This window comes from Bacteroides neonati, from assembly GCF_000499785.1.
GTDB classification, from domain to species: Bacteria; Bacteroidota; Bacteroidia; order Bacteroidales; family Bacteroidaceae; genus Bacteroides; species Bacteroides neonati.
In genome coordinates, this window is record NZ_HG726020.1 from 752,165 (window position 1) to 768,557 (window position 16,393).

Sequence of the window (16,393 nt, forward strand, 5' to 3'; positions counted from 1 at the left end):
TTCTTTTTCGTAAACTATTTAACAGAAGGATTCATTATCTGAATGGCATTACGCAAGAAAGGATACGTTCCTTCTTTGCCCGATACGGTAAATTCATACTCCATATGGAAAGTACCGACACCGCCTTTACGTACTTTACGACCGTTAATGACAGGATTCCATCGTGCCATACCTTCTACCGACCGTACGACTTTTCCATCGGGTGTAGTGAATGAAACCCCACCCGTTTGCGCATAGCTCTCAAAATTTTCGCAAACAACAAACTTAGCGGCACACTCCTCCGGAGTTAAAACACCTTTATAATGTGAGATAACTCTATTTAAGCGATTATTAAGTCCGGATTCACCCGTAGCAGCATAAGCCTGCGAAATAAAGTAGTCGAAGTACTTACCCATTTCGGCGGGTATTTCACTATGTTCGGGCTCTCCATCTATAGCGAGTATGCGTCCTGTACCCGAAGCAGGTCCTATGCGCTTAGACAAGGTCTCGATAAAAAGAGCAATGCGGCCATTATACGCCATTTCTTTGTTTGTTTCGAAAGGCTGTGCATAGCTCGGTTCCCAATCCAAATCGAACCCGTCATAATTATACTTATCAATAGTGTCGCATACGGCATTTGCGTATCTTACGATAGAAGCTCTGATCGCTTCTTCATCGCCATCTACCCATCCCCAAAACTTATGCCGATCATCCCGACTACCGGCATGCTCAGTAGGAGTAATCTGATCGCCCATTTCCAACACAATGAAACAAACCAACGCTTTGGTTCCTCTTTGCTGCTGTACTAATCGCAAATCTCTAAGCATATTTTCTGTTGGATTTTTCCAACCACCCCACATACTTATTACATCCACACTATCGGGTAGGCCAGCCATACAGTTAACTAAACTAGCACCTTTTCCACTCCAGTTACCAAACCACCCGAATGCAATAGGATGATCGGATTTTCTGTAAGCACGCAATTGTTCATAATATTCAGGCGTTTTGTTCGACTCCAACAAGTTTTCTTTTATTTGGGGTTCCAGATCAGTCCAATCATCGCATGAGGCAATCATGCAACCCAAGCCTAAAAATGGCAGTATGACTCTGCTTAATATCTTTTTCATAATTCAATTTCATTTAGTATTAGTTAGTTTCTTTGCCACCATAGTTTTGTAGCATATGTATCTGCTCCGCCCAAAAGTGTAACTGCCGCTTCGACATTCGTCTTATTGGTAGTGTACTCATTGTACGAAAATGGCAAACGATTTGGTATCTTTACCGGATACTTTGGAGTTTCGACCAGATCAAAAACTTTCGGATAACCGGTTCGTCTCATTTCACTCCACGCCTCTTGTCCCAACGGCCAAAGAGCAATCCATTTCTGTGTGATGATACGCTCTAGCTTTTCTTCGCTTGAAGCTCCATCATTCCATTTGATAGTAATGGTGCTAACAGCATTAGTAGATGGACCCGCTGTGATAGAACTAGGATTAGTATAGTTGGCCTGTGTACTCGTGCCATCCGCTAGGTAAGTATCTGCTCCGCTTACTCCCCATTGACCGAAGGATAGTTTGATACCTTCTTCATAAAAACTCTGAGCAGTTCCTCCCATATTCCAACCGGCCAAAGCTCCCTCTGATCTAAGGAATGCTACTTCGGAAGCATTCATCCACATCAAACGATCTGCCTTAGCTACAGCAGGAGAAGAAAATTTACGAGCATCAGCTTGAAGAGTTATATTAATACCCGAACGCATACCGGCATATGTTATATCTCCCCATGTATCACTAGTTACTTTCCGGAAGTATTTAGATTGACGAGGATCTTTATAGCCTTGCATATAAGTAAGAATGTCTGCACATACACGAGCATCTCCATAAGCATCCCACATCACATTGAGCGGATTGCCTTTTGCATAATAGTAGCTGGCATTATCGGCATTGGAAGTAATCAAACCGATCATATGCCCAACAGCCTCTTCGGCTTTCTGCTTAGCCAGTGTAGGATTGGAGAAACGAATACGAACTGCCAAACGTAATTTTAATGAATTAGCAAACTTTACCCATTTCGTAAAATCGCCTTCGTAGGCATTATCGTACTTCTTCATCGGAGCTGCGCCCGGATTAGCAGCAATATAGTCGGTGAGCGTTGAAATAGCATAATCCAAATCTTCAAACATATGCTTATATACCTCCTCCTGGCTGTCATATCCTACATATAGGTCTTTGTTGTTGATCTTTGAATAAGGAATAGGACCATACATATCGGTAACGCGATGCATGACTGCCACGCGAAGCAATTGTGCCCAAGCCCAATAAATACCTTCGCCGTTGGTCTGTTCCTTTACTTCACTCCATGCCTGATAAAAACCAGGTACAATATCTTGAAACGGAGCAGAGTACCAACTGGTAGGAACCACATACAGAGGTGGGTTCTTGGCTGCACTCCAACCATCGTTCGTAAACATCATGTAGCGGCTATACATATCACCCACCAGATTTTCGTCCATCTGATAGTTGTTCTCCTGAGCCGAAACAACAAAATCGGTCATTTGAGGGAAAAATGCTCCCAACAAATAATTATCTCCTTCGAAATCCTCTTTCGAGACTTGTCCGATCGGACGATTCAAACTGCTATCATCCATGCATGAGCCTAAAATAGAAGCTCCTGCAAACAGAGAGCCCAAGGCCATCACTTTTATCAAATATTTATTTCTCATTGTCTTCGATTTAAAATTGAAATTTAACACTGAAGCCGAAGTTACGTAAACTTGGTTGCATAAAATAGTCCAAACCTTGATAGTATGTACCTGTAGAGGCAGTAGATTCGGGGTCAAACGGTGCCTTGCAGTAAATCATCAACAGATTACGTCCTACAAGAGATAAATTCAGATTCAGTTTATTGTTGAACCATTTAGCGGGCAATGTATACCCCAAAGAAACTTCTTGCAAACGCACATTAGTAGCGCTGTATACATATTGAGAAAGAATACCGTTGGATCCACCCACAACAGAGAAGTATTTCTGTGTATCTACCACCCCATTATTAACCGGAACACCACCATTGTTGCGTATATCTGCACTATGTTGCGAAACACCGTACTGATCAAGAATAGCTTGTGTTTGAGACATAACAATACCTCCAAAACGAGCCGAAACCATCACACCAAGATTGATACCTTTATAACTAAAATCATTACGGAATCCCAAATTGCTTGATGGTAATACGCTACCTACCTTCTCGGGATCAGTCAGCGTTTCTGATTCTACATTTTTAGTATCCGGATTAATCCAGACATAGCCCTCTTGATCTCTTTTCAAACGGTTAGTTACGTACAAGTCGCCCATCGTACCACCCGGTTTCAGGATGTACTGACAACCGTCATTTCCACCTTTTCTGATTTGATCGATTGAATAGTAATTACCATCGGACGCCAGATAACGATCTAACAACGAGGTGATCTTGTTTTTATTGAACGAAAAGGTTACATTAGAGTTCCATCCGAAATCGCCCCAACGTTCGTTAAATCCAAGAGCAAACTCCATACCCCAGTTTCGTACATTACCCGATTGTGCATACATCTCGGTATAAGTAGACGACGCAGACAAAGGAACTGTAATAGTCTGATTTTTAGTGTTTGAACGATACCAGGTTACATCTAAATTCAATTTATTATTGAAGAATTTGGCATTCAATCCTGCTTCCCATGAATTGGTTCTTTCGGGATATAACTTATCGAGCGGACGATAAGACTTGGTATTCCATTTGCCTGTAGCCGGATCCCACTTATAAGAAAAAGGAGAGGTAAGCCCATTAGGGATACCCGAACCAACAGAAGCGTACGAACCACGTATCTTTAGATAACTAATAAATTGGGGGAGGTCAACCATTTCGCTAATAACGCCCGACAAACCGATAGAAGGATAAGGGAACGAACGGTCGGGCATGCCGATCAAGGAAGAGTCCCAGTCGTTACGACCTGTCAGAGTCAGATAAATCATACTTTTCCATCCCATTTCTACGCTGGCAAAGATAGAAGTAACACGATGTTTCGGTGCTCCTGCAAAAACCGGATACGAATCGCGTCCATTCTTATCGATCCTCAAATCCGCAGCTAATTTATAACTGATTCAAATAGCGATTTAATTCACCTAATAGTTCCTACTCGTAGCTTTTCCCCCTGCTTTTCTCCTTGATTTCAGGTTATAGGGCATAGCTTCCCCTTTCCCCAGTTAGCTGAAGGCATAAGTAATCCCACGAAAAGTTGTTTTTACGGACTCCAAAGCAACTTGTATGGTTTGTCGGAATAAATATTGAGTACCCATTGTCTGCCTGTCTTTACCCATTTCGCAGGAACTGTAATGAATCGAAAGATAAATCGTTTGACTCGGCTTACCGGTTCAATATCTTCAAACACGGCTGCAACCTTCTCAATAAGGTAAGCATAAAAGTTTTTAGCCATGGCTGTAAGTAGCAGGAATACTGTATTCTCTTTGAGGAATGAACAGGGAAGATGACTCCACCCGAAATCGTTATTCATCATGTCGAATGTTCTTTCACAGGCTCCACGAGCATTGTAGAAGAGTACAATGTCTTTTTCAGAACTTTCATGGTCATTGGTTAAGATGCACCGATAGGTGTATTCACCATCAAATAGGTCCAATTGGTTGTCCTTACGCTTTTGCCTTTGAATAACAAGTCGGTAGTTTTCTTCTTGCAAAAAGGAAGTAAAAGGTATGGAGGTCACTTCATAATTCTCGAAGTTGATTTCTTCTTTTTTCCAATCTGTGATTTTCGTCATTTCTTCATACAGAGACTGACATTTGCCGGCTCGTATGTAGAACTTGTTGCAGTAGCCATGTGTCATACGGATAATCTCTTCCGAATAAGAACCACAGTCCATCCGGCAACGGTCTATGAATATTCCCCTATCGGCCAAACGACGAAAAGTCCGTTGGAGCGTATCCGCTTGACGAAAACGGACATTTGCGTTTGCGGCCCGATTTTCCACACCAACAATGTTACCACCAATAGTTGCCGTGCCGGGGAAATAACCACGTTTTTTCTTGTAAGAATACTGAGTGTCATACTTTTCTGTGGGAATAAACTGGTGGTCGAAGTCCAAGTTATAAAGCGTGTTTGGCTTGAGTTGTTCTGTTTGAAGGAGCATATCGAGCATCAAACTATTAAGCTGTTCCGCCTTATTGAAAGCATAGCTTGCTCCTTTTTGGGAAGTATAGTGGATATCCAATTCTGCGAGTTCTTTTATGCCTCTCAATAAAGTATCCGGACTGGGGATTTCAGTATCCGGGCGTAATTCAAGATGTTTGCCAAGGTGTTTGCCGATATCTTCGATGTGGTCACCGCCGCAATAGTAGATCCAAAATAGGCTCGAAATAATTTCGCTATATTGGTAACCGGCGTAGGAAGAACGTAATCCTAAAGATTTATCGATCACGGAATTCAGTCCTAAACGAGAAAATTCATCCATTGCGTAAAATATACCCCCAAAAGGAGTGATATTATCTGATTTTATGGCTATTTTTGTTGTCATATGCACAAGTACCTTTATGGTTTGTTTGGTAGCACTAATTTAGGTGAATCTTGTGACATAACCAAACCTTGAGGATGTTATTCATCCTCAAGTGTTTGGATTCTCTGAAAATAATATGACTGCGGATTTAAGGTCGATATTGAAATAATTAAAAACATTCGGCATTGCTCCCAAAGCACCTTGATAGCCGGCAATACTGGAAGAAGTCTGTGTGAAACTAGTACCCATATTGGCTGCAATTGAATAGTCTCCAATACGTTTATTTATATTCAACATCAAATCGGCATATACTTGCTGATCATTTGATTTATCAAATCGATAGAATCCTGTTTCGCTGGCAAACAATGTATTAGTGGATGCATAACGCTTCTCTTCATAATCCGCATTCGCATTATCAACACGTACACGTCCGGTAGCGTCTAGCCAGTCAAGTATCTGATATTTCAAAGTGGCATTGGCCATATAGCGTTGTTTTTTTGAACCATGTTGCATACGTTTGGCAATCCAGTATGGGTTTTGCATCTGCATGCCTTGTCCACCCCAGTTCCAGTTCTGAACATTGATTTTACGGCCTTCGTCGTAAGTTTCAAACATTCTGACAGCGTTGAAGTCTTCGCCACGTGGAAACAAATACACAGCCGGAAGTGGATTAAAATACTGTCCTTGTGCAATCATGTTTTGATCGTTCTGAATGATATAACTAAAGCCAACATCAAGCGTCATTTTGTTATCAAGAAAACTAGTCGTATTTCTCACATTAAAATTATAACGATCATATTTATTATCGACGATCAATCCGGACGCATTGGTTGTACCAACCGAAAGATAGGTTTGATTCTTATCCGTCCCTACAGACATAGAAACGGTATTTTGCACATTCACACCTGTATTGAAAAACTTCTCTGGATTATAGTCGGTAGCTGTTCCTTTTTCGCCCCAACTCATGAAAGTATTCGGTTGATTTCCATATTGGTTTTGGAATTGAGGCATGATAAAGGGTTTAGAAAAGGTTGTGCTATTTGAAATATTTACTCTCACTCGTCCTTCTTTACCTTTTTTTGTTGTAATCAGCACTACACCTTGAGCGGCAGTCGATCCGTATAACGCCGCTGCTGCCGGACCACTCAACACCGACATACTTTCAATATCGTCGGGGTTAATATCCGAGATACCTTCACCTTTAGGTTGCGTTGAGTAGAGACCTGCGGTTGAGCCGTTATTTACATTAAAGATAGGTACACCGTCAATTACATATAATGCATTATTGTCTGAAGAGATAGACTTGACTCCACGCATCACAACACGCGTAGCACCACCCATACCTGATGAAGAGGCATTGATATTCACACCGGCCACTTTGCCTGCCAATGCATTCATAAAGTTGGCATCTTTTACAGTTGTCAAATCATCGCCTTTCACCTCCTGTACATTATAGCTCAACGCTTTTTGCGAACGCTTAATACCCAGAGCAGTAACGACAACTTCATCAAGAACTTTCGTATCCTCGAGCATGACAATCTTCAAAGGCTTATTGTCCATTATACGAATATCTTGCGATGCATATCCAATATACGAAACTTCGATAACATCACCCTTGGGCACTACAATAGAGAAATTTCCATCGATATTTGTAATAGTTCCGTTGGCCGCACCTTTGGCCAATATACTAACTCCAATAAGTGGTTCGCCTTTGGCATCTGATACATTTCCTGTTACGGTGAGCTTCACTTGTTGATTTACCGACATGTCATCTTTCCCCTTACTGGAAAGAACCAGATGTTTATCTGCCACCGAATAAGAGACATTGGTACCTTTAAACAAACGATTCATGACCGAAATGATTTTTTCATTCGAGGCTTTAATAGAAACCATTTTATCCGGATTAACATCCTTCGTGCTGTAAACCACAGAGAGCGATGTTTGCCGCCCTATTTCATTTAATACACTTCCGAGCGAAGCATTGGTTACGTCGATATTTATGCGGGCCTCTTGCGCCGAAGCAACAACAAAAGCCGGAATCGACAATAGAAAAAATAACAAGTACTGAAACTTGTGTTTCATGTTTTTCTTCATTTTGTACATTTTAAGTTAGTGAAATGTTTTAAATAGTAAATGTCTATATTGATAAGCCTTGAGAAGCTATCAATAGAAAGAAAGTTTTTTTTAAGGAGCACTATTCATACATTAGATTTTTTGTTTAACAATACAGTTTTCTCAATTTTATTATAATACAGTTTTGTCGTTTTATATACTAAAACATATAACGAATATTTTTTGCATAAAAAAAGAGCCACACCTAAAACATGTAGGTATGGCACTTTTTTAATAGCTTCCGTTCTTTATTTTTTCCTCATCAAATAAACTTGCTTGGCTTCTTTTCGATACGTCAACCGATCTGTCAATGATATAACAGCCAATATATCCTCAATATGATCATCTGTTGAAAACTGACAGGTAAAGCGTTCGTTTTTAATTTGATTATCAACAAATATAAAATGCACATCAAAATGCTTCTCCAAAGCTGCCACAATATTAGCCACAGTAGCTTGCTCAAATATTAGTTTGCCATTAATCCATAAAAGAACATCTGCAGGAGTTGCATATTCTTTTAATTCCGCTTTACGTGTCTTTACATCCACATCCAATGTCTGTCCCGGCTTCAAAATAAAACCCTCACCTGCAATATTAGGATCGTCTACACACACTGAACCACTTAATAAAGTAGTCACTACACGTTCTTCGGTAGCATGTGCACGTACATTAAACTTAGTACCTAATACCGACACATTGATGTTTTTACTATGCACTATAAAAGGAGTATATTCATTACGCTTCACCTCAAAGTAAGCTTCTCCAATTAAATCGACAGAACGATTATTGCTCCAAAATTCCTTCTTATAAGCTAATTGAGTAGAAGAATTCAACCAAACATGTGTACCATCGGGCAAAAGAACCTGAGCGCGCTGCCCCGGTTCGGTAGACACGATGTAAGAATCTGCATGTTTGTGGGAATACCAGGCAAAGACACCAACGGCAAAAACAGCCCCTATCAGAAAAGCCGCTACATTCGCAACATATCTCTTCCTGCCGAAGAAGAATTTCGGCTTCAGCTCTTTTTTCTTAAGACTCCTTTTGAATACAGCAAGAGACTTCTCGGTGTCTACCGCATTCATAGCAGCCTCCCGATCGCTTAAAAAAAGTATGTAATACAGATCTTCGAGTGTTTTTCTATTTGCAGCCGATGCTTCAGACCAAGCTTCTACCTGAGTGCACTCTTCCTGACTGGCTTTGCCCTTCAGGTAATTCATTAAAATCGACTCATCCATTATCTTCCAAACAACGGTTATTACCTAACATATAATACCTATTTCAATAGGTAATACATTTATGAGGACAAAGATACTAAACCAGAAACAAAAAATATATATTTATTTAAAAATCATTTTGCTGATCGCGAAATTTAGAGTACGTTTGCTTAAGATATATGGAATAAAAGAATGACCCAAACTTACCTAAAATCGAATGTTGAAGACAACGAAGCCATTATCACTGCCTTAAACAGAGGTGATGAGACTGTATTTGATGATGTTTATCGTTACTACTTCCGCGGATTGTGCGGATTTTGTTCACAGTATGTAGCGGCGGCCGAAGCCGAAGAAATCGTACAAGACACCATGATGTGGCTATGGGAAAACAGAACAAAACTGGTTGCTCACCTAACATTGAAAACACTCCTTTTTACGATTGTCAAGAACAAAGCGCTGAACCGTATTTCGCACCTTGAAATAAAACGCCGGGTGCACCAAGAAATTGCCGACAAATACGAAAGCGAATTTACTTCACCCGACCTATACCTGAACAATGAATTGTTTCAAGTATACGAGCACGCACTTAGCAAACTTTCATTCGAATTCCGACAAGCTTATGAGATGAATAGAAAGGAGAACATGACGCACAAAGAAATAGCTCAAAAACTAAATGTATCGCATCAAACGGTAAATTATCGCATCTCGCAAGCTTTAAAAATATTAAGAGTAGAATTGAAAGATTACTTACCCCTGTTCCTTTTGTTTTCTTATTGGAATAAATTCCTCCTTTAAAACAGCTTATCCATTATGTTGCATACGAATTAGCAATGACGTATCAAAACCATTTGACTGCAACCGATCTATGATAGGCTGATATAGCGACTCATCCATCGTCTTTGTACGACATAATACCCATAAAGTAGAACGCCGGGGGTTAGAAACTACCACCCAAGAGTAATCGGAAGCTAAATCGATAATCCAGTACTTACCATAAAAGGGGCGGAAGAAACTCACTTTCAGACGGGCGTTTCCAAAGCCTTCAACAATCACAGCACGACCGTTAGCCCTCTTAAGTTTACCATTTTTATAGCCCGAGTTAATCACTTTAACATAGTCTTCTTTAAGTACATAAAGAGCCGACACATCGGTCATACCCTTCTCGAACCACTGAGGGTAGCTCGATATCTCGTACCATACTCCCATGTAGCGCTCTAAGTCAACAAACGGAACGGTGTGTATATCTTCGGTAAGAGGTGTCTTTATCATTGGCTTATTGTTATATATCGATTCACATATCAGTTGCTTACTCTTATTATTTGAGAGATGATCTACCATACATCACCTCTCAAATAATAAGAGTAAGCAATTATTCATACTCGCAAGTGATGTAATCAGTCAAGACTTAATCCATAGGAATTGATCAACATATCATACCCTGATTCGCTGTAAGCACCGTTGGCTCTAACCTGAGGCAATACTTTTAAAAACGCTTCCACCTGAGTCAGAAAATGGTTATAATCCTTCATCTCCTTTTCATGACCGGGCACTGCAGGCAGTTTTTTAGCAAGTTCCAACTCTTTGGTTAGTTTGGCTACATCATCATTGATACGGGCATCACGCATGGCGTGTCTACCGGCATATAAGTTGATAATATTTTGTACTTCGCCAGACATCTTACCAATAGCTACAATGTGTTCTTTCAATGGATTCTCAGCTAATATCACTTGTTCTGCTTGTTCCGTAAACGGAGTCAGAATATCATAAATATTTTGTTTGTACTCAGACATTTCTATGCTTAATTGATAATTAGCCTGCAATAGCTTGTCGGCTTCCGTCACATTCTTCTCTTTCATGAAATTTTGATAAGCATCAAAATTCATATAAAACTCGTTACGGGTATTGAAAAGTCCTGCATAATTCTGTATCAGGTTCCGACGTGTGGCTGCATTGAAACAACTGTCGGGCTTCATCAATATAGCGCTGTCCTTGGGCGAAATCATCGGTTCTACGATGGTAGGAACAGCAGGTGCTTTCCCTTTAAGGTTCATATAATCCAACAGAGCATTAATCTCTTTTTCATTCACAAGGTTTTTCAGCACTTCCAGAGAAGTACTATAATAGCTAATTACTTCTTTTGCTTTTTGCAATTCGGCCATGGTAGCTGGGACGCCTGCCTGTTTATTACTATTGCCCGAACAAGAGAGCAATAAAAAGAGGCTAATGAGTGTGCCGAAGCACAAAACAATCTTTCTCATAACAATTTGTTTAATTAATTATAAATACTATATGCATTGAAAATAGAAACAATACAACTAAAACAAAATAAAACCTCTTTTGCTTTCAAGAAGGCAAGAAAAGATACATTAAAATGAATATTCAATAAAATGCAATCTTACCCACCCTATAGCACAAAAGTTGGCTACTCTCACGAGCAACCAACTTTTCGTTAACCTTAAATCTAATACTTATGAAAAAAACATGATACAAAGATACATAAACAGATATAACATGCAAATTTTCAGTCACAAACAGACTATAATATAACATGGTTTAATAGTAGAATCGGCTTATTAACACAGGACTGCGTTTATGTTAATTTTTAACACGACAATTAAAAGCGATAACGAAAGTTAAGAAGATAACAACAAAAGGCACTGCAAGAAGATTGATTTGCGCAGACGTACTAGCCAAAATCACAACGCCACAAGATATTGAAAACGCATATTAGCTGTATCCGAAGTACTGAAATATATACGCCAGCCAATCTCCGGAGATTTACGAACGTTGAAAAATTAGCCCAAACGGCTTTATTATCATGAGGTACAGCAATATAGCATCTCCTTAACAGCCATAAAAACAGCTTTATACTAACAAACAAAAAGAAAAACATAAATTATATAAAAAATAAATGCAATTACATAAAACAATTAGCGAGTTAATGCGTTTATTATAGTGTAAATCGGACTGAAACAGATATGAGTATGTGAATATACATAGCTGGCATATATGTCTCCCCGACATATATAGGAAAGATTACATAGTAGTTTTGTCGTGTTTTATTTTGTGTTTGTGTTGTGACGGTGCTCCGATGTGAATCGAAGTACCGTTTTTTCTGTGTATATTTGCCCCATCAAATTAAACTCAAAAATCATTATGAGCCTAAAACATCAAGCATACAAAGAAGCAAATATCCGCTTTCTGCAAGAAAATCTTCAAGAAGAAGGGATTATGGAACTACCGTGTGGTGTGCAGTACAAAGTTATATTGAAAGGTAATGGTCCCATGCCCACCGCTCGCAGCACCGTGAAGGTGCACTACCGGGGAACTTTGATTAATGGCAAGGAATTTGATAATTCATTCGCTCGCAAGCGCCCCGAAGTATTCAGAGTCAACGAAGTGATCGAAGGTTGGCAAGAGGCCCTAAAAGCAATGCCCGACGGATCGCGCTGGATGATTTACATTCCCTACGAATTAGGCTACGGCACACGCGCATGTGGCAATATCCCCGCCTACTCCACACTCATCTTTGAAGTAGAGCTGCAAGGAGTCAAATAAACAAGCAATTATGAAGGTACAAGAATCGAAACGAGCCATTATCATCGGTGCCACTTCGGGTATCGGGTATGAGGTAACCCTGCAACTGTTGCAGCAAGGATGGAAGGTAGGCATTGCCGGACGGCGACAAGAAGCGCTCGAAGCTCTGCAAAAGACCGACTGCACAAGGATTGAGATACAAGCATTGGACGTAACCCAACCACAAGCTACCGAACAGTTACAGCAGCTCATCGATAAACTGGGCGGAATGGATTTGTTTCTGCTGAGTTCGGGCATCGGATACCAGAACATGAAGTTAGATGCCGATATCGAGTTGAGAACTGCACAAACCAACGTCGAGGGTTTCACTCGCATGACGATTGCCGCCTTCCGGTATTTTCAAAAGCAAGGCCGGGGGCACTTGGCCGTTATCAGCTCGATAGCAGGAACCAAAGGGATCGGAGTTGCTCCCGCCTATTCGGCCACCAAACGATACCAGAACACCTATATAGAAGCCTTGGAACAGTTGGCGCGATTGCAAAAACTGCCCATCTGCTTCACCGATATACGTCCCGGTTTTGTGTCGACAGACTTGCTGAAAGACGGTAAGTACCCGATGCTAATGAGCCCGTCGGTTGTAGCAACGAAAATCGTGAAAGCATTACATCACAAAAAACGCATAGCCGTCATTGATTGGCGCTATGCGATTCTTGTGTTCTTTTGGAAAATGATTCCGGGCTGGCTGTGGAAGCGATTGCCGGTAAGGAGCTAACCATCCATCAAACCGGCAATTGACTAACCGGATGTCTTTCGAGCCATTTAACTGCATACGAGCAGGTAGCACTCGGTGTTAATCCTTGAGCAAGCGCATAGTCATAAGCCGCTTTTACCAGCGCAGCAGCTATGCCCTTTCCCTCAAGCGGACGAGGCACGATGGTGTGAATGATATCCAAACTTCCGTCTATCAAACGATACTGCACAAATGCCGTACGCCCCTCGACTTGAGTCTGAAACAGGCTTTGTTCGGGCTGATGAGTTATTTCGTAATCCATAAGTAAATCCTCCAGTTATTTAATGATTCATAAGTATAGGTTCAGTTTGCTTGGTCGGTCTGCCTCAATTCGTTTTCCTCAAACAAATCCTCGACTGTGGGGGTAATAAAGCGAAAACCGGCTTCGAGTATACGTGTAGGGCGCACGTACTGTCCGGAAGTAAGCATCGTGCTCGATTCGCCCATTAACATACGGATAAACCGGACAGGAATCAGCACCGTTGCCAACGCTTTATGGGCTTTTCCCAAAGCTCGCACAAAAGCATGTTGCGTAATTTCCTGGGGAGATACCAGATTCACTACCCCTTGCACCGACTCATTCTCTATAATAAACGCCATGGCTCGGCAAAGATCGTTCATATCAATCCACGGAAAGGGCTGTGTACCGGGACCAAACCCCACTGCCAAACGAGCCTTTTGGATAGGGCGAAGCAGCTGCTGCATCACTCCCCCATCGGGCGAAAGTACCAGTCCAAAACGAGTAATCACTAACCGCGTGCGGCTCGGACAGCGACGTGCCTCCTTCTCCCATGCATAACACAAATCGGCTAAGAATCCCCTTCCGCGGGTATTGGTATACTCGTCCGAAACTATATTATCGGCATAATACCCTACGGCCGATGTCGAAATAAAAAGTTTGGGAGGTTGCCTCAACGTATCGAGTGCATGTACCAAACGATGAGTAAGTTGAACTCTGCTATTGATAATTTCCTGTTGGTACTCCAACGTCCATCGTTTATTGATCGGAGCACCTGCCAGGTTGATAACAACATCGCAATGCGACAACTCATGAACCAGTTCGCCAATCATCCCCTCCCGAAAAAGCCGGCGAGGCAATGCTACAACACGATAACCGATCGCGGTAAGAAAGGCAGTGAGGTGTTGACCGATATATCCGGATGCACCGCTAATAGCTATATTCATGGGCGTTTGGACTATATAATTATGAGATTAGAACGTATAAAAGTGTAAAAAAGTTCTTTGCAACCGAAGAAATGAAACTATCTTTGCTCACCTAAACACGATCGATTAACATAAGAAGCATGAAGAAAAAGCAGATAAGTTACTTAGTAAGCATCAGTCTGGCAGTAGCCATGGGTGCTGCCCTACCCCTGTTGCTTGCCAACACTAGCGTCAACGAACATCAGTCCGTCAAATCCGAAGTTCCCTATTGTGTAACCTCGCCCAGCGTGCCCCAGGAGGTGACATTCGATGGCGTCACCATTGATCTACGTCGCTACGACCGTCGCGAACGCATGGATCGCGAACTGCTATCGTTCACCTATATGCATTCGAGTACCCTACTCATGCTGAAACGCGCCAACCGCTACTTCCCGATTATCGAACCCATCTTGAAAGAGAATGGCATCCCCGACGACTTTAAGTACCTGATGGTGATCGAAAGCAGCCTCAACGTACTGGCAAAATCGCCCAGCGGAGCAGCCGGGCTCTGGCAAATCATGCCGGCTACGGCACGTGAGTTGGGGTTGGAGGTAAACGATAACATCGACGAGCGTTACCACATAGAGAAGTCGACCCGTGCCGCCTGCAAATACTTCAAGCAGGCTTATGCCAAGTATGGCGACTGGATGTCGGTATCGGCAGCCTATAATGCCGGTCAAGGGCGTATCTCTAAACAGCTCGACAAGCAATTGGCCGATCATGCGATGGATTTGTGGTTGGTCGAAGAAACCTCTCGCTACATGTTCAGATTGCTGGCAGCTAAAGAGGTCTTTTCTTGTCCGCAACGCTTCGGTTTTCTCTTAAAGCAAGAGCAACTTTATCCACTCATTCCTTATACCGAGCAACAAGTTACGACAAGCATCGAAAACCTCAGCGAATATGCCGAAAAGCAGGGTATCACCTACGCACAACTACGCGATGCCAATGCGTGGCTGCGCGAACCTTCGCTACAGAACAAAAGCGGCAAGACGTATGTTTTACACATACCGACACAGGCCGGAATGTATTACGATCCGCTCAAAACCATTGCCCACGATAAGCGTTGGGTGATCGATTAATAACCAATAGATAGAGGAACGAAAGGAGGCAGCAAACGTGAAGAAGCGACTCAAACAGTTTATGAACAACGAAGCATTAAAGCGCAAGCTATACATCGTTATTTTTGAATCGGATACACCAGCAGGCAAAGCATTTGATATTTTGCTTATCTGCTGTATCTTGTTTAGTGTCTCCATCGTCATTCTCGAAACCGTGCCGGGGCTGCCGACTTATCTCGCCACGCCATTCATTATACTGGAGTATGTATTTACAGGATTTTTCACCTTCGAATACCTCACTCGCGTCTACTGTTCGCCACATCCTAAAAAGTATATTTTCAGCTTCTTCGGCATCATCGACCTGCTGGCCACACTGCCGCTCTACCTTGTCTTTCTGGTACCGAGCTTGCGACACCTGCTTATCATACGCGCCTTCAGACTCATCAGGGTGTTTCGTGTTTTTAAATTATTCAACTTTCTCATGGAGGGGCAAATGTTGTTGCGCGCACTCCGGCAGAGCAGTAAGAAAATCGCCGTATTTTTCTTTTTCGTGGTTATTCTGGTTACATCGATCGGTACGTTGATGTATATGATCGAGGGTTCGCGCCCCGACTCTCAGTTCGATAACATACCCAACAGCATTTATTGGGCCATTGTCACGATGACTACGGTAGGTTACGGCGATATTACGCCGGTTACACCGATGGGAAAGATGTTGTCGGCCTTTGTCATGCTACTGGGTTACACCATTATAGCAGTGCCTACGGGTATTGTATCCGTGTCAATGATGAAAGAGTATAGAAGGCAGCAAAATGTGGAATGCCCCAATTGTCATAAATCGGGACACGAAGAAACGGCAGCCTATTGCAAGTATTGTGGTACCAAGTTGAACGAACACCAGAGTCATCCAAGTTAAAGGTTCCGACGATCTGCCTCAAAGGTTCCGACCATCCACCCCAAAGGT

At 41.9% G+C, this 16,393-nt stretch carries 12 protein-coding genes and 3 pseudogenes; 5 read left to right on the plus strand and 10 right to left on the minus strand.

The window, feature by feature from the left end:
* Window positions 1-14 precede the first annotated feature (14 nt).
* The 6 genes and pseudogenes from TY03_RS06180 to TY03_RS06205 all read right to left on the minus strand — a co-directional run bounded on the left by TY03_RS06180 (window position 15) and on the right by TY03_RS06205 (window position 8,862).
* Entirely contained in the window at window positions 15-1,106 is a 1,092-nt protein-coding gene (locus TY03_RS06180) for a glycoside hydrolase family 18 (protein WP_042368291.1), read from the minus strand.
* Between the two features lie 23 nt (window positions 1,107-1,129).
* Window positions 1,130-2,701: a RagB/SusD family nutrient uptake outer membrane protein gene (locus TY03_RS06185; RefSeq protein ID WP_042368292.1), complete on the minus strand. Its 1,572-nt coding sequence runs from the start codon at window positions 2,699-2,701 to the stop codon at window positions 1,130-1,132.
* A 10-nt stretch (window positions 2,702-2,711) separates the two neighbouring features.
* Window positions 2,712-4,067: pseudogene (locus TY03_RS06190) on the minus strand (TonB-dependent receptor domain-containing protein); the annotation flags it as partial.
* 185 nt (window positions 4,068-4,252) lie between these two features.
* Window positions 4,253-5,536: an IS1380 family transposase gene (locus TY03_RS06195; protein ID WP_042366226.1), complete on the minus strand. Its 1,284-nt coding sequence runs from the start codon at window positions 5,534-5,536 to the stop codon at window positions 4,253-4,255.
* Window positions 5,537-5,659: 123 nt separating this feature from the next.
* Window positions 5,660-7,609: pseudogene (locus TY03_RS06200) on the minus strand (SusC/RagA family TonB-linked outer membrane protein); the annotation flags it as partial.
* Between the two features lie 266 nt (window positions 7,610-7,875).
* Window positions 7,876-8,862, minus strand: coding sequence for a FecR family protein (locus TY03_RS06205; protein ID WP_042368293.1), 987 nt, complete (start codon window positions 8,860-8,862; stop codon window positions 7,876-7,878).
* A 171-nt stretch (window positions 8,863-9,033) separates the two neighbouring features.
* Here TY03_RS06205 and TY03_RS06210 point away from each other — a divergent pair, with 171 nt between their 5' ends.
* Window positions 9,034-9,636, plus strand: a complete 603-nt coding sequence (locus tag TY03_RS06210) for an RNA polymerase sigma-70 factor (RefSeq protein WP_042368294.1) — start codon at window positions 9,034-9,036, stop codon at window positions 9,634-9,636.
* Window positions 9,637-9,642: 6 nt separating this feature from the next.
* Here the strand turns inward: TY03_RS06210 and TY03_RS06215 are convergent, their stop codons facing one another.
* Together TY03_RS06215 and TY03_RS06220 are read right to left on the minus strand one after the other, a co-directional pair.
* Complete coding sequence (locus TY03_RS06215) at window positions 9,643-10,110, minus strand: lipocalin family protein (protein WP_074434150.1); 468 nt, start codon at window positions 10,108-10,110, stop codon at window positions 9,643-9,645.
* A gap of 125 nt (window positions 10,111-10,235) precedes the next feature.
* Window positions 10,236-11,099 carry a DUF6845 domain-containing protein gene (locus TY03_RS06220; RefSeq protein ID WP_042368296.1) on the minus strand — a complete coding sequence of 288 codons (864 nt, stop codon included), beginning with the start codon at window positions 11,097-11,099 and terminating at the stop codon, window positions 10,236-10,238.
* Between the two features lie 898 nt (window positions 11,100-11,997).
* Between TY03_RS06220 and TY03_RS06225 the strand changes: the two genes are divergently transcribed.
* Entirely contained in the window at window positions 11,998-12,399 is a 402-nt protein-coding gene (locus TY03_RS06225) for an FKBP-type peptidyl-prolyl cis-trans isomerase (RefSeq protein ID WP_042368298.1), read from the plus strand.
* A 10-nt stretch (window positions 12,400-12,409) separates the two neighbouring features.
* A complete protein-coding gene (locus tag TY03_RS06230; RefSeq protein ID WP_042368300.1) occupies window positions 12,410-13,150 on the plus strand; it encodes an SDR family NAD(P)-dependent oxidoreductase in 741 nt (246 codons plus the stop codon).
* 7 nt (window positions 13,151-13,157) lie between these two features.
* Here TY03_RS06230 and TY03_RS06235 read toward each other — a convergent pair whose 3' ends face one another.
* Together TY03_RS06235 and TY03_RS06240 are read right to left on the minus strand one after the other, a co-directional pair.
* On the minus strand, window positions 13,158-13,430 hold the full coding sequence (locus tag TY03_RS06235) for a GNAT family N-acetyltransferase (RefSeq protein WP_042368301.1): 273 nt from the start codon (window positions 13,428-13,430) through the stop codon (window positions 13,158-13,160).
* A gap of 77 nt (window positions 13,431-13,507) precedes the next feature.
* Window positions 13,508-14,353: pseudogene (locus TY03_RS06240) on the minus strand (TIGR01777 family oxidoreductase); the annotation flags it as partial.
* A 119-nt stretch (window positions 14,354-14,472) separates the two neighbouring features.
* On the opposite strand from TY03_RS06240, the gene TY03_RS06245 reads away from it, so the two are divergent.
* Both TY03_RS06245 and TY03_RS06250 read left to right on the plus strand, forming a co-directional pair.
* Window positions 14,473-15,450: a lytic transglycosylase domain-containing protein gene (locus TY03_RS06245; RefSeq protein ID WP_042368303.1), complete on the plus strand. Its 978-nt coding sequence runs from the start codon at window positions 14,473-14,475 to the stop codon at window positions 15,448-15,450.
* Between the two features lie 61 nt (window positions 15,451-15,511).
* Window positions 15,512-16,345 (plus strand): ion transporter, encoded by an 834-nt coding sequence (locus TY03_RS06250; RefSeq protein ID WP_042369227.1) that lies wholly within the window; start codon window positions 15,512-15,514, stop codon window positions 16,343-16,345.
* Window positions 16,346-16,393: the final 48 nt, after the last annotated feature.